General features: G+C 42.3%; 25 protein-coding genes. 19 read left to right on the forward strand and 6 right to left on the reverse strand.

Annotation, left to right across the window (positions count from 1 at the left end; genetic code table 11):
- The 19 genes from II896_02400 to II896_02490 form a co-directional block, all read left to right on the forward strand.
- The coding region (locus II896_02400) for a putative DNA binding domain-containing protein (GenBank protein MBQ4443495.1) at positions 1-1349 on the forward strand (1349 nt) is incomplete at its 5' end.
- A 23-nt stretch (positions 1350-1372) separates the two neighbouring features.
- A complete protein-coding gene (gene folE / locus II896_02405; protein ID MBQ4443496.1) occupies positions 1373-1921 on the forward strand; it encodes a GTP cyclohydrolase I FolE in 549 nt (182 codons plus the stop codon).
- A gap of 3 nt (positions 1922-1924) precedes the next feature.
- Positions 1925-3343: a terpene cyclase/mutase family protein gene (locus II896_02410; protein ID MBQ4443497.1), complete on the forward strand. Its 1419-nt coding sequence runs from the start codon at positions 1925-1927 to the stop codon at positions 3341-3343.
- 4 nt (positions 3344-3347) lie between these two features.
- Entirely contained in the window at positions 3348-3854 is a 507-nt protein-coding gene (locus II896_02415; protein MBQ4443498.1) for a nucleoside deaminase, read from the forward strand.
- The gene (locus tag II896_02420) at positions 3851-4477 is read left to right on the forward strand and encodes a methyltransferase domain-containing protein (GenBank protein ID MBQ4443499.1); all 627 of its coding nucleotides are present in this window, start codon (positions 3851-3853) and stop codon (positions 4475-4477) included. The genes II896_02415 and II896_02420 overlap by 4 nt, the downstream gene beginning before the upstream one ends.
- Positions 4478-4479: 2 nt before the next feature.
- Positions 4480-5415 (forward strand): glycosyltransferase family 2 protein, encoded by a 936-nt coding sequence (locus II896_02425; protein ID MBQ4443500.1) that lies wholly within the window; start codon positions 4480-4482, stop codon positions 5413-5415.
- A gap of 98 nt (positions 5416-5513) precedes the next feature.
- Positions 5514-6281, forward strand: coding sequence for a sugar phosphate isomerase/epimerase (locus II896_02430; GenBank protein MBQ4443501.1), 768 nt, complete (start codon positions 5514-5516; stop codon positions 6279-6281).
- A gap of 64 nt (positions 6282-6345) precedes the next feature.
- On the forward strand, positions 6346-6930 hold the full coding sequence (locus II896_02435; protein ID MBQ4443502.1) for a deoxynucleoside kinase: 585 nt from the start codon (positions 6346-6348) through the stop codon (positions 6928-6930).
- Positions 6931-6965: 35 nt separating this feature from the next.
- On the forward strand, positions 6966-7388 hold the full coding sequence (locus II896_02440; GenBank protein ID MBQ4443503.1) for a hypothetical protein: 423 nt from the start codon (positions 6966-6968) through the stop codon (positions 7386-7388).
- Between the two features lie 1001 nt (positions 7389-8389).
- Positions 8390-8629: a hypothetical protein gene (locus II896_02445; protein MBQ4443504.1), complete on the forward strand. Its 240-nt coding sequence runs from the start codon at positions 8390-8392 to the stop codon at positions 8627-8629.
- Between the two features lie 44 nt (positions 8630-8673).
- Complete coding sequence (locus II896_02450; protein ID MBQ4443505.1) at positions 8674-8925, forward strand: transposon-encoded TnpW family protein; 252 nt, start codon at positions 8674-8676, stop codon at positions 8923-8925.
- On the forward strand, positions 8922-10577 hold the full coding sequence (locus II896_02455; GenBank protein MBQ4443506.1) for a DUF4368 domain-containing protein: 1656 nt from the start codon (positions 8922-8924) through the stop codon (positions 10575-10577). Before II896_02450 ends, II896_02455 begins: the two co-directional genes overlap by 4 nt.
- 608 nt (positions 10578-11185) lie before the next feature.
- Entirely contained in the window at positions 11186-11605 is a 420-nt protein-coding gene (locus tag II896_02460) for a hypothetical protein (protein ID MBQ4443507.1), read from the forward strand.
- 14 nt (positions 11606-11619) lie between these two features.
- Complete coding sequence (locus tag II896_02465; GenBank protein MBQ4443508.1) at positions 11620-12144, forward strand: hypothetical protein; 525 nt, start codon at positions 11620-11622, stop codon at positions 12142-12144.
- A 393-nt stretch (positions 12145-12537) separates the two neighbouring features.
- Entirely contained in the window at positions 12538-12756 is a 219-nt protein-coding gene (locus II896_02470) for a hypothetical protein (protein MBQ4443509.1), read from the forward strand.
- Between the two features lie 15 nt (positions 12757-12771).
- The gene (locus II896_02475; GenBank protein ID MBQ4443510.1) at positions 12772-13431 is read left to right on the forward strand and encodes a PcfK-like family protein; all 660 of its coding nucleotides are present in this window, start codon (positions 12772-12774) and stop codon (positions 13429-13431) included.
- A gap of 3 nt (positions 13432-13434) precedes the next feature.
- Positions 13435-14748, forward strand: a complete 1314-nt coding sequence (locus II896_02480; protein MBQ4443511.1) for a PcfJ domain-containing protein — start codon at positions 13435-13437, stop codon at positions 14746-14748.
- Positions 14749-14776: 28 nt separating this feature from the next.
- Positions 14777-15106: a hypothetical protein gene (locus tag II896_02485; protein ID MBQ4443512.1), complete on the forward strand. Its 330-nt coding sequence runs from the start codon at positions 14777-14779 to the stop codon at positions 15104-15106.
- A complete protein-coding gene (locus tag II896_02490; GenBank protein ID MBQ4443513.1) occupies positions 15103-15546 on the forward strand; it encodes a hypothetical protein in 444 nt (147 codons plus the stop codon). The genes II896_02485 and II896_02490 overlap by 4 nt, the downstream gene beginning before the upstream one ends.
- Before the next feature lie 159 nt (positions 15547-15705).
- On the opposite strand, the gene II896_02495 is transcribed toward II896_02490, so the two are convergent.
- The 6 genes from II896_02495 to II896_02520 all read right to left on the reverse strand — a co-directional run bounded on the left by II896_02495 (position 15706) and on the right by II896_02520 (position 23441).
- Positions 15706-16116, reverse strand: coding sequence for a hypothetical protein (locus II896_02495; GenBank protein ID MBQ4443514.1), 411 nt, complete (start codon positions 16114-16116; stop codon positions 15706-15708).
- A gap of 244 nt (positions 16117-16360) precedes the next feature.
- Positions 16361-16813 (reverse strand): topoisomerase DNA-binding C4 zinc finger domain-containing protein, encoded by a 453-nt coding sequence (locus II896_02500; protein ID MBQ4443515.1) that lies wholly within the window; start codon positions 16811-16813, stop codon positions 16361-16363.
- 5 nt (positions 16814-16818) lie between these two features.
- A complete protein-coding gene (locus tag II896_02505) occupies positions 16819-19902 on the reverse strand; it encodes a DEAD/DEAH box helicase family protein (protein MBQ4443516.1) in 3084 nt (1027 codons plus the stop codon).
- Positions 19903-19905: 3 nt separating this feature from the next.
- Entirely contained in the window at positions 19906-20844 is a 939-nt protein-coding gene (locus tag II896_02510; protein ID MBQ4443517.1) for a DUF2971 domain-containing protein, read from the reverse strand.
- Positions 20844-22784: a site-specific DNA-methyltransferase gene (locus tag II896_02515; protein MBQ4443518.1), complete on the reverse strand. Its 1941-nt coding sequence runs from the start codon at positions 22782-22784 to the stop codon at positions 20844-20846. Before II896_02515 ends, II896_02510 begins: the two co-directional genes overlap by 1 nt.
- Before the next feature lie 15 nt (positions 22785-22799).
- Entirely contained in the window at positions 22800-23441 is a 642-nt protein-coding gene (locus tag II896_02520; protein MBQ4443519.1) for a DUF4391 domain-containing protein, read from the reverse strand.

Consider the following 23441-nt stretch of genomic DNA (forward strand, 5'->3'; position numbering starts at 1 on the left):
AATGCACCGATTACGACTTCAAACAGGCGTTGGAAGTCAAAAAGCCCAAGAGTTGGCTCAAAAGCGTGTCGGCGTTTGCCAATACGCTGGGCGGGACTCTCTTTTTCGGTGTGACCAACGATAAAGTCGCCGTCGGCGTCGTGGATCCGCAAGGTCTCGGTGAAAAGATATCTCAACTCATCAACGAGCGTATCAAACCCACGCCGATTTACGTACTTTCTAACTTTATGGAAGACGATAAAGCCATCGTGACCGTCAAAGTCTATGCCGGCACGTCCACGCCATATTATTACGTCGCGGACGGCGTGCAGGAAGCCTATATCCGTAGTGGGAACGAATCCATCATCGCCCCGCCGCACATTCTGAACGAATTGGTTTTGAAAGGTCTCAACCAAACCTACGACACCTTGAAAACCAACTATAAAAAGAGCGACTATTCGTTTACCTTCTTCGAGGCGACTTTCTATAATATTACGCGGACGAAGATCACCGAAAGCGATTATCTTTCGTTTAACCTCGTGGATAAGGACGGCTATCTGACGAACGCCGGCGTATTGCTCGCCGACCAAAACATCTATACGCATAGCCGTATCTTCTGCACCCGTTGGAACGGACTGACAAAAACGTCTGTTAACGGCGAAGCGGTGGATGATAAAGAGATCTCGGGCGGACTATTGCAACAACTGTTTTCCGCGATGGAGTTCGTCCGCAACAATACCAAGAAGAAATGGCACAAATCGGGGATGACGCGCGTGGAAATGCCCGAGTACGACGAAGAAGCCGTGCGCGAAGCCATTGTTAACGGCATCATTCACAGAGAATACACTCGTCTCGGCGCCGAAGTGTGCGTGGATATCTATGACGACCGTCTCGAAGTCACTTCGCCCGGCTGTATGATGTCCGGAAAAATCATTGACAAAGAAGTGGACGACGTGGTCGCGTCCGAACGCCGCAATCCCGTCCTCGCGGATATCTTCGCCCGTATGAAGTTTATGGAGCGTCGCGGTTCCGGATTAAAGAAGATCACTGACAACACCAACGCCCTCTTCAACGACGGCAAAAATCACGTCGAGTTCTTCTCGGACAGGAACTATTTCAAGGTGACGATCCATAACGCATTGTACGGCAAAAAGATTGGTGACAAACCAAATGTCACCGATGTCACCAAAACGGACATGGAAGAAGCCATCATCGAACAAATAAAACTAAATTCTAAAGTGACCGTCGATCAATTGGCTGAAAAACTACAAGTAAACCGAAGAACTATATTAAGATGTATAACTTTAATGAAGCAAAAGGGAACGTTAAAACGTATTGGCTCCAGTCGAAATGGTTATTGGGAGATATAAGGATAAGAAACTTGGAGGAACAAATGATTGATAAAGAAAAAATTCAGCAATTAACAAAAGAATTCTTACTTGCTATAGGGGAGGATCCTAATAGAGAGGGGTTAATGGATACTCCAAGACGCGTTGCGGATATGTGTGATGAACTGCTTAATCCCACAAGAGCGAATGCAAAATATACTTCTTTTGAAGCTAATAACTTCGGCGGAATTGTATTGGTAAAAGATATTGATTTTTCCTCAATCTGCGAGCATCACCTTGTGCCTTTTATAGGTAAAGTTCATATAGCCTATATCCCAAATGATAGAATCATTGGCATAAGTAAATTTGCGAGAATTGTTGATAAGCATGCAAAAAAATTGCAACTACAAGAAAGATTAGCGCAAGACATAGTTGCTGATATTCAAAACTCAATGGAGCCTAAAGGTATTGCAATATATATCGAAGCAAAACACTTGTGTATGAATATTCGTGGGATTGCGCGTCGAAATGCATCAACAGTAACGACTATGTTTACAGGGGTTTTTGATGATTTTAAAATGCAAGAAATGTTTATGGACATAATAAAGTATTAAACTATGGAAAAGCTCGAATCAAAAAAAATAGAAAATGCAATAAAAAGAGGAGCAAACTATCTGTTTTTAATGCAAAATCCTGACGGCGGAATAAAATATCAAGATGAAAAGTCAACAAAAAGTGGCATATGGGTAACTGCTGAAGCATTAGAGTTTTTCTTATCATCTAAGGTAATTCAAATGACAGCATACGAAAAAGTTGTTCGCATGATTGATTTCATAGTGAAAACGCAGGATAAAGATGGCGCTTGGAGTGTGATACCAAATGATGTGGGAATGTCCGACGACAAGGAACTTTCTGCTATTACTACAGGGCATTGTGTTTTTGTTTTAAAAATGGCGTTAGTTGGGGGAAATATAGAAAGTGGCAAAAGGATTAAAGAGTTGCGTAATGCAATCAAAAAAGGTGAGGCATGGTTAAGGCAACATAAAAGAGAAGCCAATGGATTGTGCTATTGGGGATCGGATTCTAGCGAGCCTCAAGGCGATTTGGGTCAACGGATGGAATGTATCTTCATGAGTTATTATGCGGTTAAAGGTTTTTTAAATCCTGATGATTATGCAGAAGATGAGAACGATGATCAAATAATCATCGCAAGGGTTGTGGCTTTTTTTAATCAACAAGCGGATTTTTTTATAAATACGTATGCGGCTAAAATCAATACATTAACTCTTGGCGATTTTGCTAAAATCTCGTCTACAATTTGTAGAATTTTAAGAGGACTATTCTATTTAGGTGCCAACATATCACATGAAAGAAGAGAAGGCTTGAAAAAACTACTAGAATCTTGCTCGAAGAGTCCATTGATGACATCATCAATTAGAGTTTCTGATGCACTTGCTAGACAATATACTGCGACATACAACAATAACACACCTTTTGATATGGCAATTGCGCTTATTATTCTTGAAACGAACATAACAACAATTAGTGAGATACTCAACGAATATTTAAATCACCAGGATTCAGAAGGTTTTTGGTATTTAAACTTTAGTGATGCCTATGATATTAAAACCTGGTCTACAGCCGAGGCGTTATTGGTGTTAGAAAAAGCCTTTAACAAGTATAACTATATAGCATTAGATAACGAAAAACAGTTTTTTGAAGAGGAGAAAAAAAATATATTGCACCAGATCGAATCTTTAGAAAAGAAAAATAATTCTTTAAGAACCAGTGCATTAATTGCAATAATTATATCAATTGCATTATCTGTAATGGGAATAATTGCTATTGCAATTTGGTCAGGCTTAACTCCAGAAGAAAACAAAAATAAAATTTTGACTTATGTTTTGGATATATTAATAGTCCCACTTGTAATTAATATTTTGTCAAGCGTTATCATGGCATTAAAAAATAGCGATATTATTAAGTCTAACAATCAAAAAAAACATGTAAAAAAAACTAAAAAAATGGAGGAATAAATAAATGCGAGATGATTCATTTTGGATGCGTGAAGCAATTAAACTTGCAGAAGAGGGTATGAAAGAATATTCAGAGTTACCTATCTCGACTATTTTAGTTGCCAATGATAAAGAAATTGGAAGAGGTGTTACCGCTAATGTGCGAGAAGGTGGGGTAATTGCGCATGGAGAATTAAATGTTCTGCTTGCCGCAAAACGGCAAGTGTTTTCTTGTGAACGGCCTCTTGTACTCTATACAACTCTAGAGCCTTGTATTATGTGTTTGGGAGCTGCGATTGAATGTGGTGTTGACAAAATTGTATATGCGATGCCCGCTTTACCTGATGGTGGAGCGTGCTATGCAGATAGAATGAGAGGGATAAAGGAAAAGATACCTGAAATTGTTGGCGGCGTTTTGGAAACAGAGGAATACTTACTTATGAAGAAGTTTATTGAAACCCATAATGAAACCAACCCCGCATGGTATTATGTTAATCAATTGGTTAGAGAATACGAGGCATCATTAAAATGAATTTTGATAACTTCTATTCTGTTCCTACCACATATTTTAGCCAGGAGCATTCTGGAGGAATGGAAGAATGCTTAAAAAAATATAATGTGTTACCTTGTGCGGCAATAGATATTGGTGCAGGAGAAGGTCGCAATTCCATTTGGCTATCCAAACAAGGGTTTGACGTATACGCGATTGAGCCAAGCAAAATCGGAGCAAATAAGATTATACAAAGAGCAAAAGAATGCGGGGTGAAAGTATCAGTATTAAATACCGATATTCTCAATGCGACAAAAAACTTAAAAGATATAGGTTTTGCTGTAGCTTTAACATCGCTTGAACATATGGAAAACGACTATCTATTGGAAGCGGTGAAAGAAATAAAAAGAGTTCTAAAGCCGGGGGGATACATATATGTTATTGTTTTTACAGAAGAAGACCCCGGATACAAAAAAGATATTCAAAATGCAAGTGAATGCGCTTTATTTATTAAACATTATTTTAAAAAGGAAGAACTAAAAGACATGTTTTCCGATTTTGAAATATTGGAGTATTCTGAGTATCTTAAAGAAGACAATACGCATGGACCACTGCACTATCATGGAAAGGCAAAATTGTTTGCAAGAAAAATTGATAATTTATAATTATGGAAGAATTGATATCTATTATAATACCGGTTTATAACTCTAGAAATAGCATAAAAAAATGTTTGGATTCTGTAGTTAACCAAACATATGAAAAACTAGAGATTATAGTTATTGATGATGGATCTACTGATGATTCTTTTTATATAATAAATGAGTTTATCAAAAATGATACTAGGGTAATCTATTATAGACAAAATCACGCTGGGGCTTCCGCTGCTAGGAATTATGGCTTAAGCCTATCGCATGGAGAATATATCGGTTTTATTGATTCCGATGATTATATTGATAAAGATATGTATGAAACTCTTTTGGGCGCTTTGAAAGATTATGATGTCGATATTTCAATGTGTGGCTATAATACCTTAAAAAATGGAATTGTTTCAAAACGACATTGTGGCGAAACATTTCTAATTATGGATACCATAGAATTACTAAAAGAGTTTTTTTCTTGGAATTTGATTGGTGCGGCAGTTTGGAGTAAGTTGTATAAAAGAAGTGTCTTCGATAATTTGTTGTTTGAAGATTATTCTTACAAAGAGGATGCAGCGATTATGTATCGTATTTTGGCTAAATGCCAAAAAGGGATACATATCGGTTGTCCTAAATATAATTATATTATTCAAGATAACAGTGTCTATCGTAGGCCATTTGATCCTTCAAAAATGTGCACAGTAAAAATAATAAATGATTTAATTGCATTTATACGCCTTGAATTTCCATGCCTTTTTCAGAATGCTGTTCTCTATTCTGTAAATACATATTTTGAATTACTTGATGATATTTTTAGATTAAATGAACCACTTAACTATAAAGATGAAATCTCCACTTGTATAAGAAACATAGAGTCTTTACTTGAGACAGAAATACTAGAAAGTAATCAAAGAAAGATTATTGAGGAAAAATTGAATGTTATATATATTCCAAAAACATTTTAACATCTAGCACGTTTTCCAATGTATTATGAATTTTATGCTGATTTATAGTTCTATAGAAATGAAGCACTATTCTTAATAAATGGGAGTAGAGGAGTGGTATGAGAAAAGTTAAGCTTGCAAATACAACCTGGTGTTGTAAGAATATAGATGATGCTCTTTCGTTGGTTAAAGCAAACAAATATCTTGAATGGGATTTAAATTCACTACCTTTTTCTTTGGATTTAAAACGTATGTCGTTTGTCCGAGAAAGTATTAAAGCATATGGAGATGTCCGTTTCCATCTTCCTTATGGATTTTGGGATTTAGGAATAAACGACGATATGGTTTTTTTGAACTCATATAACTACTATCGTAGATTATTTTCTGCAATTGAGTCACTTGATTTAAGTGTCGCCGTTTTGCATGTTGGATCGGCTACTGGATCAGATGAAGGGACGGCGATTAAAGGATTGAAACAATTAGTGTCCGTCGCACAAGAACATGGACTAAAGCTTTGTATGGAAACATTGATCCACGGCCTTTCTTCTGATATGAAATTCATCAAGCGTTGTATGGAGATCGAGGGCTTATATATTTGTTTAGATACTGGACACGTTGAGGTACTGAGACGGGAGCGTGGCGATAGCGTATTGAAAGATATTGCATCAATAAAAGATAGAATAATTCATGCTCATGTCTATGATTATGAGGATGAAAAAATGAACCATATTCCGTTTACTGCTGAGTCGATTAAAACAAATGTTTGGTTGCCGTTGTTGCAAACGACAAATTGTACATGGTACACCATGGAACTTGATCTTCAGGACGATCAAGATAGACAGAAGAAAATAGTCGAGGATTATTTAAGCAAAAAATACGATTGCTGACGAAAGTATTATCGAAGTGGCCCGAATATAACCCTCGAACTAAAATCAAAGGAAATAAAAGGAAATGTTAAGGATTGCTATCTGTGGTCTTGATGGAGCAGGCAAGACTACCCTAATTGAGAAATTAAAACAAAAACTAGTTAGAGACGGTCTTTCTGTTGAACAAACAAAAGTCTATTTTACTTGTAAAACTCTAATGGAAACAATTGATGAGAATTCAAATGGATTTGAAATTGTTCGGCGTATTGGCATGGCCTTTGATTTCGCCGAACATTATTATAATCTTAATGTGGATGCCGACGTGCTTATATCCGATAGGTATGATATTGATTTTGAAGTGCTTAACGATACATATGATATTCCACAATACTATAAAGATTTTATGCATGCCATATACGCACAAGCTCCCCGATTGGATTTGTGTTTCTATTTGCAAGCGGATTATTCACTTGCGGCAGAAAGATTAAACAAACGCGGCAATAGAAAAGAGAATGAAAACGATGATATCTTAAGACGTATGCAGAAATCTTTTGAAGAAAGAATAAAAACGTATCCCAATATGGTAGTGTTAGATGCAACAAAGGCTGAATATGAGATAACAAATGATGCAGTTAAAAGAGTAATATTATTATTAAAAGGCACAATTTGAATTAATTAGATATTTTTCGAAGGAGAACATCAAAAATGTCTGAATCAATAACGGCAATAATTGTTGTGGTAATCTCATCTTCTATAACAGTTATCATTAGCATTGTCACTACGTTGTTTGATAAGAAGAAACATTATTCCAACGTTGTTGTTCAATATAGAATGGAATGGATTAATAAGTTATATGAGTTGGGGGCACAGTTAATTGCCACTCTTTTTTCGTTAGATAAAAAAGATAATCTTGTGGAAAGAGAAAAGATTGCATATTTAAAAACAAGTATAATACTAAGGCTAAAACCAACAGATAACGCTTACGACGAAGAAAAAAGATTAATTCAGCTTTTGCAAAATGATGATTATCAAATAAAAGAATCGGCAAATGAAGTAAGATATTTGATTCAAGTAATATGTAATAAACAATGGGATAAGGTGAAATCAGAAGCTGGCCGTAAGCAATGAAAACCATCTTTTATTCCTTTTCTGCTGGACACAAAGAAGAGTTGAAAGTAACGGTCGAAGTCGCAGATTCTACCAGTTTGAGAAATACGAGCAGGAGGTGAACAAGAAAAAACCGCGTCGGCACGTCTGTTTTGATTTATTTGATAAGACGTCCTCGTTAGGAGTATATTCGATGGACGTCGAATATATGGAATGAAGCCCTGTGATTAGGGCTGGAGTATGCATTGTGCCGTTCACCCGTGCGATCCGAAAAGTGGGAAAAGAACGACTAAAATCGGGTTTCCCGATTGTTCGGCGCGCCGACGGCGACGCCATACAAAATACGCTAACCTTAGCTATTTTCTTATCCTGCTTCCCGAAAAAGATGGATAGCCAAGCAAATAGCTAATAAAAAAAGTGAAAAAAGTGGTAAGGTGTTTGTTAAAACGAACACCTTGACCTTTACAAATACGCTCAAAAGTTGTATAATAAGTGTACAAGCTGAATATGGGCGGCAGGTAAAATACCATTGCCTGTTGCTAACGTTCGTTAAGCGATTAGAATTGGCAGAAGCCGTATTGACTTAAACCGCATAAAAACCCAAGAGTGGGCGGAGAGAACAGTACGAAACCGCGAACCTTTAGACTTCGGGCGAACAGATTAGACCTTATTTTTGTGTTGCAGAAACACATGTAAGGTTTTGTCTGTTCGCCCTTTGTTTTTAACGACGCATATTTGTTTGAATACAACCACACAAGGAGGAATGCGTATGAAAGCAAGAGATCGACCTATGAATTAACAGCCACGATAAGGAGAAAAAACGGTGTAAAAGGACAAAAGATACGAGCCGAAAAAGAGCAGGTAAAGGAAAAGGCACCACTTTGCCTTTTCGTGGCTAAAACAAGTGGGAAACCCACTTTCTTGTGAAGGGATACTCCCTTTTCTTTGCCATAGAGCTTGACAAAAACAGTTCAAGCGGATATAATGTGTATTGATACGAGAATAATTTTTCGGAGGGTTTTATGGAAAGAAAAGAAGATACCCCTGCACGTAAAGCACGCAGGAGATACGAGGAGAAAGTGAAAGATAAGAGAAAGCAAGCCAGCGGCAACTTCGGAACGATGATACCGAGACCGTTATTTGAAGAGATAAACGCTTTCCTACAAGAGAATCACATCACAAAGGTTACGCTTATCCGCGAGGGATACGAAGCCTTGAAGAAAAAGAAAGAAGACGGCAGTTTGAAGAATAAAGAGGAATAGAAGCCGTAACGTAAATCCTGCTATGTTCTGCGTGATAAAATCTAATTGAGGGAGAGATTATTACGAGCAACACAGCAAATAATGTAATTATTTATCAAGAACAACCCGACGGCTCGCTTGCGAGAATAAGGGAAAGAAAGATAGGCAATACGGTTTACACCATTATTGCCCGACAAAAGCCGAACGCCAAAGAAACGGCGTTTGACATCACAAAGAGGCTCATTGAGCAAAACGCCGATAGCCTCATATACACGGAACCGCTTGGGAGATGCAATTCGGGAGGTAATAAACAATGAATTTGCAACTACAACAACAAAAATCACATAAAAGAACAAAGAACGTAACGGAACAATGGACGGCACTCTACTGTAGGCTAAGTTGCGACGACGATCTCGCCGGAGACAGCAACAGTATCAAAAATCAGAAGATGTTATTGAAGCAGTACGCCGACGAACAGCGACTGAAAAATATCCGATACTACGTTGACGACGGCTTTTCGGGTAGTAACTTCGACCGACCGGACTTCAAAAGGATGCTTGCCGACATCGACGACGGACTCATCTCCACCGTGGTGGTCAAAGATATGTCCCGTTTCGGGAGAGATCACATTCTCGTGGGATACTACACAAAGTATTACCTACCCGAAGCGGACGTAAGGTTTATCGCAATCTACGACCAAGTCGATAGCGAAACCAATCCCGACGACGACATCACGCCTTTTAAGAACATTCTTAACGAGATGTACGCAAAGGACTGTTCGAGAAAGATACGGGCGGTAGTAAAGGCAAAGGGAAATTCGGGGAAACATATCTCATATCTCCCGCCCCTCGGCTATATGAAAGATCCCGACGACAAAGAAAAGTGGATCATCGAAGAGAAAGGCGCGGAGATCGTAAAGGAGATATTCAACCTGTGCGTAAAAGGATACGGTCCGTCGAAGATAGCGAGGATTTTGACCGAACGAGGAATTGACACGCCGGTAATACATTTCCATAAGTACAACTTGCCGACTTCGTTAAAAATACATGAGGAATCGGAAATATGGAATCCGAAAACGATTGCAGGCATTTTGGAGAATATGGAGTATCTCGGTCACACGGTCAACTTCAAGTCCTTTAAGAAATCCTATAAATCAAGACGTCGCATTGATCTTCCAAAAGAGGACTGGGTTATCTTTGAAAATACGCAAGAGCCGATCATTGACCAAGAGACGTTCGACATTGTTCAAAAGATCAGAGATAGCCGTCGTCGCCCAACGGAAATGGGCGAAATGAGTGTGTTATCCGGTATGCTTTACTGTGCCGACTGCGGACAAAAGATGTATCTCTGTCGTTGCACCACGATGAAACAGGCGGAGTACTTCAACTGTTCGTCCTATCGGAAGAAAAAGAAGCGAACTTGTTCTTCTCATCAGATCACCGTTCACGCGGTAACGGATATGATAAAGGATGACCTTCGGTACACGATACGGTTTGCCCAAGACAACAAGGAAGAGTTTTTGGAACTACTGAAACGTCGAAACGACGCCAAAACGAAACGGGAACTCAACCAATCTTTGAAAGAGGCAACGGGGATGGAAGCGAGAATAAAAGAACTCGACAAGATCATTCAAAGCCTGTACGAAGATAAGGTCGCCGGCAAACTCTCCGAAGAACGCTACTTTAAGATGAGCGACAACTATGAAGCCGAGCAAGTGGAATTAAAGGAAAAGGTTGAAAAACTCAAAAGCAGTATCGACCACGCAAAGAGCAAGATGGACGACATTTCCAAGTTTATCACTCTCGTGGACAAATACAGCGACTTTGAGGAGCTGACGCCTGAAATTCTGCGAGCATTCATCGACAAGGTGCTTATCTACGAAAAGCAGAAAGTTGACGGACACATCAGACACACAATCGAAATCATTTACAATTTCGTCGGAGCCGTTGAAATCCCCGACTTCGACTAAAACAACCAAGAGAAAAGGCGTGGCATCACGCCACGCCTGATTCTCAAAGGACAGCCTTACCGAAAAATCCCTAATGGAAGTGCGGTAACCGTGTGGGTTTTTTTGTTGTCAAAATGGGTAAAATACCCCCTTTTGGGTTCGTTTCGGGGTTCAAAATAACTGCATAGCGGACTATTCACGAACCAAACGCCCTTTTTTGCCCTATTTTACCCCTTTTGCGGTTCGAGTAGCAGTTTTACGCCCTACCATAAATTTACACGAACCGCCCTATTTCAAGGTGTCACGAGGCACCTATTTTCGCTCAAGACTCCCTATTTTTACCATTAAGAACATTTAATAATAGGTCTATTGACCTATTAGATACCTTTTTGGGCTATCAAATTGCCTTTCTATAGAAATATTTTTGTCTCTCTTTACACATAGAATCCCCCTAAAAATCTTGACCTCCGTATATCTTTGCCTTCCTGTTCCCTACCGTAGCACACCCCGCCGTGGCATCAACGCCGTATTTTTGTCTGCAAATATACTCTGTTGACACCCCGTCTTATGGGCGCGCTGTGGTGGTCTCTTGTCGGAAGACAAATCTATATTTTTCGGAGGTAAAGAAAATGAAACAAAGTATCGAAAAGAAAAGAGCCAAAGCATTGCAACTGATGAAGCAGCTCGACCTCTGCGAGGACTTCGTAGAGATGTTCAAAGAGAAAGGCATCGTAACCTACTTCGAACAGCACATTGGCTATTGGGCGTTCCAAGACGAAGAACTGATGGCGAAAATCAAGGCATTCGAAGAAAAGTGGAACGCGCTGGTGTTCGCGGTCACGCACGAATACTGCGAGTTCGGGGAATGCTACAGTTTCCTCTACATCCCCGACGAGAAAGAAGAATGGGACGAGATGGTCATGCACTACGACAAGCCCAATACCTACTATGCCTTTGCGTACGTTTGGAACAAAGATTATGAGTATGACAGCGAGTTCGGCTCGATTCTCGTCCACAGCAGATATGGCGGGTTGCGCCGGGTGGCATAAATGGGGGTATGAGTATGTGCAAAAAGATTACAGTACTATACGATGATACCTTCAGTCAAGAACGCGACGAGCAAGTGCGGGACTATCTATTCTGCACCTACGCCGAAGACAACGAATGGGACAGCCCTTCCCAAGTGCCCTATGCCGAGATTGAACGCGAAGAACAATTTGTGAACGAAGACGATTGGCGATACTTCACCTATAAACTGCGTACGCTGTTAGAAACCCACCATTGTATCGTGGTAGGTACCTGTGGCACCTGGCACGGCAACTTAGAAGGTGGGCGTTTCGTTGATTCGATTGCCGACTTCAGTTCGTTTATCAAACACTTGGATAACATAAGGGTGTACGACGAAAACGGGCACCTGTACATCGAAGGCTATCACCACGACGGTCAGGACTTTTACGAGTTGAAGGTACTGACGCCGAGAGGATACCAACACGCAAGGAACAACTGCTTTGCGCATACCAGAGAACTGCATCACAAATTGATGGAGAGTCGCAATTACACTTCGCTACCGAGGTTAGCAGCAATATGAGATACAAATACGGATTTAGGGTGGGTTACAACGACGGTGATCCACCCATTTTTGTATGCCATTTCAAGACATACACCATTGAACAAGCAAATATGGCGCTGGGCTTCTTTGAGAGATACCCGCAGAGGGATAGGCAGACAGACGAACTGCTACACAATCCGAAATGGGCTATCAAGCACATCACACGGCGCCAATACAAGGGCGGCATTTGGGATGAACTCCCATTTTGAAATGCTTTCCCCTTTCGTGGCTATGTACCCTACCACAGAGCAAGCCAATGCGCAAGGGCGGTATCGCCGTCACCAAAGGTGCAAACCCTTGTCCCTATTGACTTGCCCTGTGGTTGATCGGGCACAGCCGAAAGGCAAAATCTATCTAAAAGGAGAAAAGAAAATGATTATTACCTATCAAGAAGAACAAATGGTTATCGGTGAGATCACCGACAACGAAATGCCGTTTGTGCTTGCCGCACTCCAAGACGCAAGCACCGAGATGTGCCAAGAATTGGACTACGAGCAAGACGACGAAATCAATGAGGTGTCGCTGTATGTCGGTGACTTCCTCGAATATATGGGCGTGCGCCGTATATTCAACCGCTACTGTCAAATCTAAAAGGAGGATATACCAATGATTCAACTCAACTTATCCCACAAAGGAACCGAGCAGACGAAGGTGTACAACTATCTCTGCCAACACGCGACCGAAGCCCTAGCCGAAAAGATTGAACACGGCGTACGGGTGCAGAAAGACGGTCAAACTCTGATAAGCGCCAAAACGCTGGAAGGGTTTATGAAATACGCCGGCGAGCAAGCGAGAAAGCAAGCAGCCAAAGGTGCGAGCTACGCCATGATAGATGATGACGTCGTCTACGGATGGGCGATGCACTACTTTGAAGAGGACAGCATTCTCGGCGATCTCTATACCGAGGATGGCGAAGCATACAAGTCGAAACCGACACCTTCTCCGATACCTACGGCGGCACCTAAAACAGCACCGGCAAAACCCGTAGCAAAAGAGCCGTCATTATTCGATTGGCTGGAAGAAAGAGATAAAGCGCCCGACGAGGGCGAAGAAGAACAAGAGGAGGAGCACGAAACCGTTGCCCCTCTTTCTTTTACCCAAGAACACATTGAGGAGGAAGAACAAGATGAAGTACAAGAAGAAACGCAAGTGCAACCTACGGTTGGGCAACGACAAAACGAAGTCCCCGTGGAGCAACCCAAAGCACAACCCAAGCCGTGTAGCAGTCTATTCGACATATTCGGCGACGACATCGTGGAGGGCTAAGGTATGAACATCGACCATTTGAAACCTATTCCCGAGAGCGTCAAGAGAATCATCGTAGACCGCTACGATGTACAAGCACAAGTCTATCAAAACCAGACAAGATACTACGCTTATCTCGATACCGTAGATGGCGAACTCGTCAAGGTCACCGTTGCGGTCAAACAAGACCAAAACAAAGACCGCTTTTACAAGCAGATATTGGTACACCTACTCCACGACAAAAAGACGGTATTCGTCAAGGACTGCGCCAGAGGATATATCTGCGGCTATATAACAGGATGGTACTATCAAGGGCTATCCGATAAACGCAACTATTGGGAAGACGATGAATGGGGCATCTACGAAGGAAAGTTTGGAGTGTGTGCCCGAATCGTCAACCTGAACTACCTACACCGTACCCGATACAAATACAGCGGTGCGGTCGAATACGGCACAGACAACGTGCTGGAGTACCTACGGATATGGGAGAAATACCCCCAAGTCGAATTGCTATCCAAAATCGGGTTGGGGATGTTGGCATACCGTAAGGGCATACTGCAAAAAGCGGCGAAAGACAAAGCCTTTGTCCGTTGGTTGAGCGCCAACCGAGAGGACATCCGAAGAAGCGCCTGCAAGCAAGCCCATATCCTTTATGCCTACGACCATCATATTACAGCGACCGAATCCGATACCTTGCACTTCTTCCGCAAAGATAGGCTCGACGGGTTCCAATATGTAATTGATACTATCCCCGACAACGAATACTTGCAGCTGGCGAAGTATCTCAAAGAGCAAAATGTGAGTACGGCGACCTACAACGATTATCTCAAAGCGTGCCTCTATCTCGGGCTGGATATGACGCAAAGCAAAAACCGCTATCCCCACGAGTTGAAACGGTGGCATGACATACGCACTTTAGAGTACACATCCAAGAAAGCCGAGGAAGAAGAACAAAAGCAGAACCGGATCGCCGAAGGGGTGAAACAGATGGCTGCCAAGTATGGGTTCCTTGAAACGGGGAATGACGATTACACGGTGGTCATTGCCAAGAGCAAGAAAGAACTGACTATCGAGGGAGAATACCTGCACCACTGCGTCGGGCGTATGGGCTACGATGCCAAGATAGCTGAAGGTCGCTCGCTGATCTTCTTCCTTCGACTTGTTGATGAACCCACGATCCCCTTTGTCACGATTGAGTATGACTTACAAAAACACCGCGTCGCTCAATTCCATGCGGTAAACAACAACGCACCGACACAACCCGTGCGTGAGTACATAGAAAAGGTTTGGGCGCCTACCATCACCCGACAACTGAGACAAATGAAAAAAGTAGCATAAGGAGGCTATTATGAGAGAAAACATTTATATGAGAGCAACCGTTTATATCCCTAAAAAGAACACGTCCTACATCTTAGATGTCAAGGGAATGTTCGATGCCGTGTGGAAGTTCACAGAATACTTACTCGACAGGGACTGTAAAATCATCGCCATAGGCGATGAAGCAACCTTCATTGATTGCAACTGCGGTATGGACGCCATCTGCGACGGCAAAGTGCACATGGTATCCCAACAAGAAGGAATGCCGCAACAATTCGAGGAGCGGTACTCCGACAACCGTATCTACAATGCCGTAATGGTCGGGCACTGTGGATATATCCCCAACCGTAACCATTCGATAGACGGAGGTGCCTTATGACAAACGAAGACTTTGAAAAAGAGTGCATTGAGTCCTGCAAAGACATAGCAGAAGCCATCGAAGCGTACGCCAACAAAGAAGTGTATCGCTGCCCCGAATGTGGTGGAACGATCTTCTGGCACGACGATGAATATGACGAGGACAACGATGAGTACACTTGTCCGCATTGCAACAGGGCTTTCAGCGAGGACTCGCTGGAGGCCCTTTTCATGGGTGACTACTTCGATGAATGCTTTGACGTAGAATACCGCATCGACGAGCAAAAGAGATACCGTAGCGTAGAGGTCATGGTTGCCTGTGGCGGACCGAACATCTATGTGGATACGGCACGAAAAGGCGTGTTTCTCTATTGGGGATTCACCCAAACGAAATGGAACCTAACCTACAATGCCTGCGACAAGATAGACGACTTCTTTGCAGAAATGTATATGTGCAGTTAAAAATAGGGGCTACCCCTCGGTGATTGCGCTTTTCGCCCTGCGCAGTTGAGATTACCGAGGCGGTAGCCGTTCTACAATTCTATTATAGGCTAAAGCCTATATCCAAACAATAGGGAGCTGTCCGCTATTATGGACAACTCCCTATTTTTATGATATTTTTCAATCATTTGCGATATTCACAACTGATTTTTTGTGTCTCAAAGCGTACTCATAAGTTGTACGGGCACCGCCCCAACTCCATCGAACATAGGCTATCACCAAGTCGGCTTGATCGACCATCCACTCGTTTCTTTTGGAGATTGCGAACTTAGGAAGGACACTATCTTCGAAAGGATATATCGACTCGTCATAGCGTTCCTTCGCCGCCTCTAGATGCCAATACCCCGGCGTAATGTATGGCGTGATAAAAATGCGTTTGAGCTCGGGATACTCCACTTGCAGTTTCTTCAAAATCATGTTGCAGGTACCATCGAAATCGCCGTAATCCCCAAGATAGAAAAGCGTATCGGGATGCTCGGCAAGAATAGACCGTAGCAAATCGACGAGGCGTTGATCTTCCTCTTTGCTCATGCTAATCTTCCCATGTCCGCAAAAGGTTACTATCAAAAAGTGCGCTCCTTGTGGGAACGCACCGAAAAATGCGCTCCGAAAGTTGCTACACTTCATCCGTACCGGAAAAGGAGGGCATTTTTGCCTAAAATGCCGGTACGAATGTATTAAGATGAAGTGTAGCGCCTATATTATGCCACAAAACGCAGGTGATAGTCAAGATAGATGACAATTTTGATAAACAAAAAGGTCGCCAAATGACGACCTAATCACAATTATATGGGTGGAACCCATTGTACGAAATCTCGCCCAATCGTTTTACTTTACTACTGCCCTTACAAGTTGGATATTGAGTGCAACTCCAAAACAAACCGTATTTACCTGTTCTTATCCCCATTCTATTGCCGCACAAGGGACACTTCATAGGCTCTCTTTCCTTACTTCGATTACAATGAATAGTGTTCTCCAATGTTTTATGAGCAAAAAAGGTTTTCAGTCGATCGGTTTTCTTGTTCATCACGCGACAAAAATATTGATTGCAAAAAATGCGGTATTCTTCATCGTCTTTGATGCTTGTAGAATCGATGTACTCTGGAATAGTGACATCAAGCACAGTTGCATGATGACGCCCGTCGCACAAAAAAGCATCCACGTACATCTGCTTGATTGCCGCTCCCGTCAAAAACTTTTCTTCGTACCCATTATAAACTTCGGTCATAAGTGCTACTTGATAATATCCATCAAACTCTGATAGGAGTCTGCGACGTCATAATGCACGGTACCGTTATTGAGAGTGGCAAACAACTTCTTGGCGCAACGAATCTTGGCGTACTCTACGGGCTTGAGTTGCATCGTAGACATACTGCCTTTGGTCTCGGCGACGAAGTAAATATACTTGACGCTGCCTTCATAGAAGGCAATTGCCCAGTCGGGACTGTAGTCACCCACCGGCGTGGGGATTTTGAACGTGCGAGGCAACTTTGCATAGACACAAACTTCTTGATCCGCGTGTTCCAAGTCTTTCGCGAAATGACGCTCCACCTCGCTATCCACCACGACATACGGCGTGATATGACGCTCACCCAATACAGCCTTATCCAGATTGATGACGCCCTTCTCGGCAGTAAAGATATCGCTGGAATACGGCTCTTCATCCGTGGGATTGTACTGTATTTCTTCGATGACCATTGTAGCCTTTTGCTCGGTAATGAATGCCACCACTTTGGTGATAAACTCTTCAGGATTATGCTTGAACATACCAAAGATATGGGGTTGAATCCCTTTGAGAATGCGCACCGCAGTCTTGCGAGTTATCTTGGCGCCTTGTGCCACCTTGCCCACCAAATCATACTTGATGGTCGAGCCTTCGGTATGTGCCAATGTGGTTGTCTTGGTTTTACCTTGCGTAAACTCCAAAGAGTCTTTGCCTTGCTCACCCACCGTGCGCACATAGGTCAGTTGAGTTACGTGGAGTCCCGCGTCGATAGCAGCAATAGACTTTGCGACCAATTCGTCGGTATCGAATTGCACGGTATAAGCGTACTTGTGGTTGATATAATTCCAAAGCGTTTGAAACTCTTTCTTATAGAAATTATCCGTCAAAGGATTCTCCACAATCTTGGGTTTGTTAGCGGGAGCAATGATATCATCCAGCACCTTCTCGTCGAAGATCCCCTCAACCAACTTGTGCACACCATCAATAATACCTGCAATTTGTGTAGGCGGCTCAGCAAAACTACCGCTTGCGACTGCTTCACGGAACTTATCGGTCACGTTGCCATCATAGTCGATGTAGTCATTCTTATCCAAGTAGCGCATAATATAATACGCTTCTTCTTTGGTGATGGTATGCGTATTATCGCCGACCTTGATGACTTTGCCCTCAAAGTATTCTTTGGCAGCTTTGGTCGGACGGTCGTACAAAGTAGACTTGATGTCGCGTTGCAGATCCGCCACGAAGTCACGATAACTATCGCTGGCAATGACCGTAAGCACATTGATGTCATGAACCTTGATACCCGAAACTGTATCATCCATCCTGTCACCGTTCTGGTTGACACAAAGACGCATTCCACGCCCTACCTCTTGACGCTTGCTCACCTCACTATTGCTTTGTTTGAGGGTGCAGATTTGGAACACATTGGGGTTATCCCAACCTTCACGTAGCGCCGAGTGCGAGAAAATAAACCTTGTCGGCTCGTCGAAGGACAGCAGACGTTCCTTGTTTCGCAGAATGAGGTCGTATGCCGATTCATCATCGCAAACTCCTTTCTTCTCCACCGAGTTGACGACACGCTTGGTCTTCTTGTCAATGGAGAAATAGCCCTTATGCGTATCATGTACGTCGATGCTCTTTAGATACTGCACATAGGAGGATTCGTATAGGGTTATGTATTGATTGAGGACGTCCAAGTATTCTTGCTCGAACATCTGTCCAAAGTCGCCCAACAATTCCGTGCCGTCTTCGTCATATTGGCGATAGTGCGCTACTTCGTCGATAAAGAACAGGGATAGACACTTGATACCCCGATTGAATAGTTGTTCCTCTTTCTCAAAGTGGGAGATAATGGTTTCGCGGATTTGGATGCGGCGCATATCACGTTCGGCAATATTCCCACGCACTTCTTCCACCGCCAACGTGATGCCATTGAGGAAGGTAATGGTATTATTGACAGGGTTGATCTCCTTGACGATATATCCGTGCTTGTATTGTTCCAAAGGCGGCATATTGCCACCGGCGGACATTTCATACAGATTATCATTAACCTCGACCAAACGCGTTTCGCGGTTGATGCCTTTGGCGTAATTGATTTCAAAGACTATTCTTGCCCTCGGCGGACGCTTGGGATCGAGAATGATTTGGGATAGATACACGAAACTATCCGTGCCACGCAAGTTGCGAAGGTCGAAGCCCTTGACCTCGATCTTTTTGACAAGACGCTTATTGTAGGCATCCAGCGCATCCAGCACATACACCAAGTTGTGGGTATCCTTGTGCGTAGCCGAATAGTTGAGCGTAAACAAAGGCTTAAATAGACGCAACGACTTTTGCGTAGCTTCGCCGCCCAACTTTTGCGGTTCGTCCAAGATGATGATGGGACGGTTCGCAGCGATAACGTCGATGGGGCGACGGCTGCCGAAACTGTCTTGCTTGCTGTAAATGATACGTGCTGCCTCATTCTTGGCTCCCTCTTTGAGAGAGGCGGCGAAGGCTTGAGCGTTGATAATCATCACATAGATACTCTTGCTAGACGAGAAAGAGTCCAATTGATTGAGGTTTTTGCTGTTGTAGATGAAGTAACGTGCTTTCTTGCCGTATTGCTCAAAGAAGTGTTGCTCCGTCATTTCAAAGGACTTTTTCACACCTTCACGGATAGCAATAGAGGGCACCACCACGATGAACTTGCTCCAGCCATAGCGCTTGTTGAGTTCGAATATGCTCTTGATATAGCAATAGGTCTTTCCCGTGCCCGTTTCCATCTCAATATCCAATGAGCAACGGCATTCTTGCCCAAGAGGTTTAGACAGATCCAAAGACTGCTTGATATTGTTCTGCAATTGAATGGCACGGATATTGTCCAGCAGTTGAGCATCCGTCAACTCGATGGTAGCATTGCCGAAGCCATATATGTCCTCGGTGGTGGCATCGACATCATCAAGGAACATAGTTCCTTGTTGTAGCCCAACATACTTACCTTTGTCACGCATATAAGACACGCGGTCTTGGTAAGACTGACCGGCAAACACGCTTGCTATGGCGTCAACTGCATCCGTTTGGTATTGTTGTATCTTAAACTTGAATTTCATAGCCTAGCCTCTATATGGAATGATAGACTTTTCTACACTTATAATTCGTTTTATTCTATCATATCTAGTCTTATCCATCAATCTCGACAAATCATCTGTTTCAATGGGAATATTCTCACATAACAACTCATAGACTTCGTGAGGATGCACCAATGAAGATGGTCCTAATACAATCCGCTTAATTAAATCTTTTGTTACCCCACTAAAGCCAAGTTCTAAATATGAATACAATTGTCTATTCATTGTGGTTGTTTTTAATCCACTTAAAGAAAACCCACAATCTTCACGCCAAGAATAAACCCAATGCTTCATCCTAATTTGATCTATTGGATCAACAACATCAATCAATCCACCATATTGTTTATCAGACGAAACAACAATCCTCCATTCTTTTTCCATTTGATAACTAGGATCCTTATAAAACGCACTTCTAGCCATCAACATATCGAAAACAAATGTAAGATTGTATTTATCCTTTGGAATAGAATCAATACTTGAAAGAACTCTATCATCCCAATCAGAGCGGCGAAACTGTTTAGGATATAAAACTCGATCAAATGATAAAATTGTATTTGCTCGAAGTTTCTTTAACAAAGCAACATCAAAACCTATACAAACCCCAAACCCGTTGTCACCATACATTCTCCACTGTGACAATGAATCCGAAACTTCAGAAAAACAACAAGCATAAGATAGCGTTTGTCCGATAGTAGGATTAGTTAGTTCTTCAAGTCTAATATTTAGTTTTGATATATCCTCTTGGTTCAAACTACAACGCTGCGACAAATAATCTATTACCATCTGCCCATAATATCTCTTTTCACTCCAATCATTTGTTTTATATAGATTAGATAAACGAATATTATGGTTGTTGATAATCGAAACAAAAGCATCCAAACTACAATAGTGGTATATAATAGACGGAGTTTGATGGCTACTCATTATAACACTCTCCTGTCGGTGTTGGGGCTGTAGGTCGCAAAGATTTGGTCGAAATTGGCAAGCACATCGTCGTGTCCCATCGAACTGTCGCGGAAGACGGCATAGAGGGGGTGCATATCGGCGATAGCACGCACTACATCATCGGTGATGTTTGGCTCAAAGCAACACACCAAGTCATTGCCATCTACACAATAATAGGTAAACGTACGAGGTTGTGCATAGCCACCACCAGCATTATAGATTTTGCTATCATACACGGCGCGGTGTTGAATAGTACACTCCTTGCGCTCAATCTTGGCGGAGAGGGGTTTGCCGAGGGACAACATCACTTGGAACAACAAGTCCTCATCGGTGCGATCTTCCTTAATGTTGCTTTCCAAGGAGTCCAGCAAAGATTGTTGCGTTTCCACAGGTTTATAATATACATCCTTCATATTGCTGCTATCCACACGCAACACACGGAATCCGATGTCAAGATTGGATGTAGTCAATGGAGAATCATCTACTATACGTTTACCTGCTCTCCGTATCCTTTCTTCACCTACATCACAAATAGTATGATAACCTACCTTATATGCCTCACTTGATTCATCAAATTTTTCGGGAAGTTGAACCATAATAAACTTCCTTTTCCCTCCATCTTCTGCATTCAGTTGCATTACGGCGTGAGCAGTTGTTGCAGAGCCCGAAAAGAAGTCAAGTATTATATCATCCTGTTTGGTTCCTAAGATACAAAGCATTTTAAGTAACTTAACTGGCTTAGGCGTATCAAAAGGAGGTTGCTCCAACTCTTGAAAAATCCTGATAATGTCTTTTTTTGCCATATCAGTATGACCATAATCTTCAAAAAGTAGCAAACTTGAAGCTCGACGCCCTGTTACATCTGATAAAAACTGTTTCACTGCAGGGAAGGCATTACCATCTTTTCCAAAATATATCCTGTTTTCAGCAATTAACTGCTTCATTGTATCAGGCGCATATACCCAGTGTTTCCCTTTGGGAACATTAAAAACTTTACCTGTAATTGGACTTACAACATCATAATAACCATTTTTGCGCTCACCATTACCAACACAATCTCCCGGTTTCCAATTACCTCGAGGATCATTGTCGGGATTCTTATATCTTGCGTTCATTTCAGGTGTACGAGGAAGCATTCCCAATGAGAATACATTTATATTTTTGCAATAGCAGAGCACAAATTCATAATCGTTAGAGAAAAACCGAGCTTGATTCTTTGGCGAATAAACCTTTTGCCATCCAAGTTGTGAAATGAAATTAAACTCTCCAAATATTTCATTGCAAATTTTCTTCAAGTTTTCAATCTCATTTTCATCCATAGAGATAAATATTACCCCATCATCCGCTAACAAATCTTTGGCAATTCTCAAGCGCGGATAAAGCATGTTAAGCCAATCCGTATGAAAGCGACCATTAGACTCGGTGTTTAGTACCAAACGATTGCCCGCTTCATCATATTGTCCACTACGCGAAATATATCCTGCCGTATCCTCTGCAAAGTCATCGGCATACACAAAGTCGTTGCCCGTGTTGTAGGGTGGATCGATGTATATCATCTTGATTTTGCCGAGATAGGTTTCTTGTAAGAGTTTCAATACCTCAAGGTTGTCGCCTTCGATATAAAGATTCTCGGTAGTGTCAAAGTTGACGCTACGCTCCCGCACAGGGCGTAGAGTTGCCGTAGTGGGCGTATTGGCAAGTAGGATAGACTTGCGCTTGTCTGGCCAAGTGAATTGATACCGTTCCTCTTTGTCGTCTATGAGCATATCACTCATTTCTTGGCGAAGAACATCCCAATCCACCGCCAACACGGGCTTGCCATCACGCAATACCTCGGTCACGGCGTTGGGGAACAAAGCGCGTATCTTGGCGATATTCGCCTGCACATTATCCATCGAAATCATGTCAATTTTATCCATAATAATCTCCTATGGTTAGTCGCTGGCATCTGCCAAAGCAACTTGAAGTTCTTTTAGTTTTGCGTTCAGTTCAAAACGCTTCTTAGCTTGTTTTTCTGCGTCAACAAGGGCTTGCATTTTGGCAATCTCCTTGTGTAAACGCAGTATAGATTCGTACCTATCGACGAAGTCCTTTGTCGGTTCACCCTCACGGGCGGTGATAGGAATCAACTCGTCAATGATAGCGGTATAAATATCGTCAATAGACGCCACCCACGACGGGATAAACACCGATGGAGACTCCGTTTGCCATGAGGTACTATAATACTTGCTACATCTCACGCCCTTTTCAGTACGCTCTTTGTATGCGCCATAGAGCATAGATTGTCCGGCAATTTGCAACACAAAGACGGTATGCAAATTGATGGCTTTGTCCAATGCCGCTATGAAGGTAGCGGGGATAGTCTTATCGGCGAGGTCGAGAGCAAATACATAGATTTCTTTGACCTCGCCGACTGTGCGGAAGTTGAGCGTAGCAGGCGACAGTACATTGGTGAGTGTAACCGACAATACTTGCTTGCCATCGGCTCGCACGCTTTTGTCGGCGTCCATCACCTTATACAGTTCGCTTTGCTTGAACCGTCTATTCACTTCGGTTTTGCTACTAAACCCCAACAT

This window comes from Clostridia bacterium (genome assembly GCA_017394805.1).
Taxonomy (GTDB): domain Bacteria; phylum Bacillota; class Clostridia; order Christensenellales; family CAG-1252; genus RUG14300.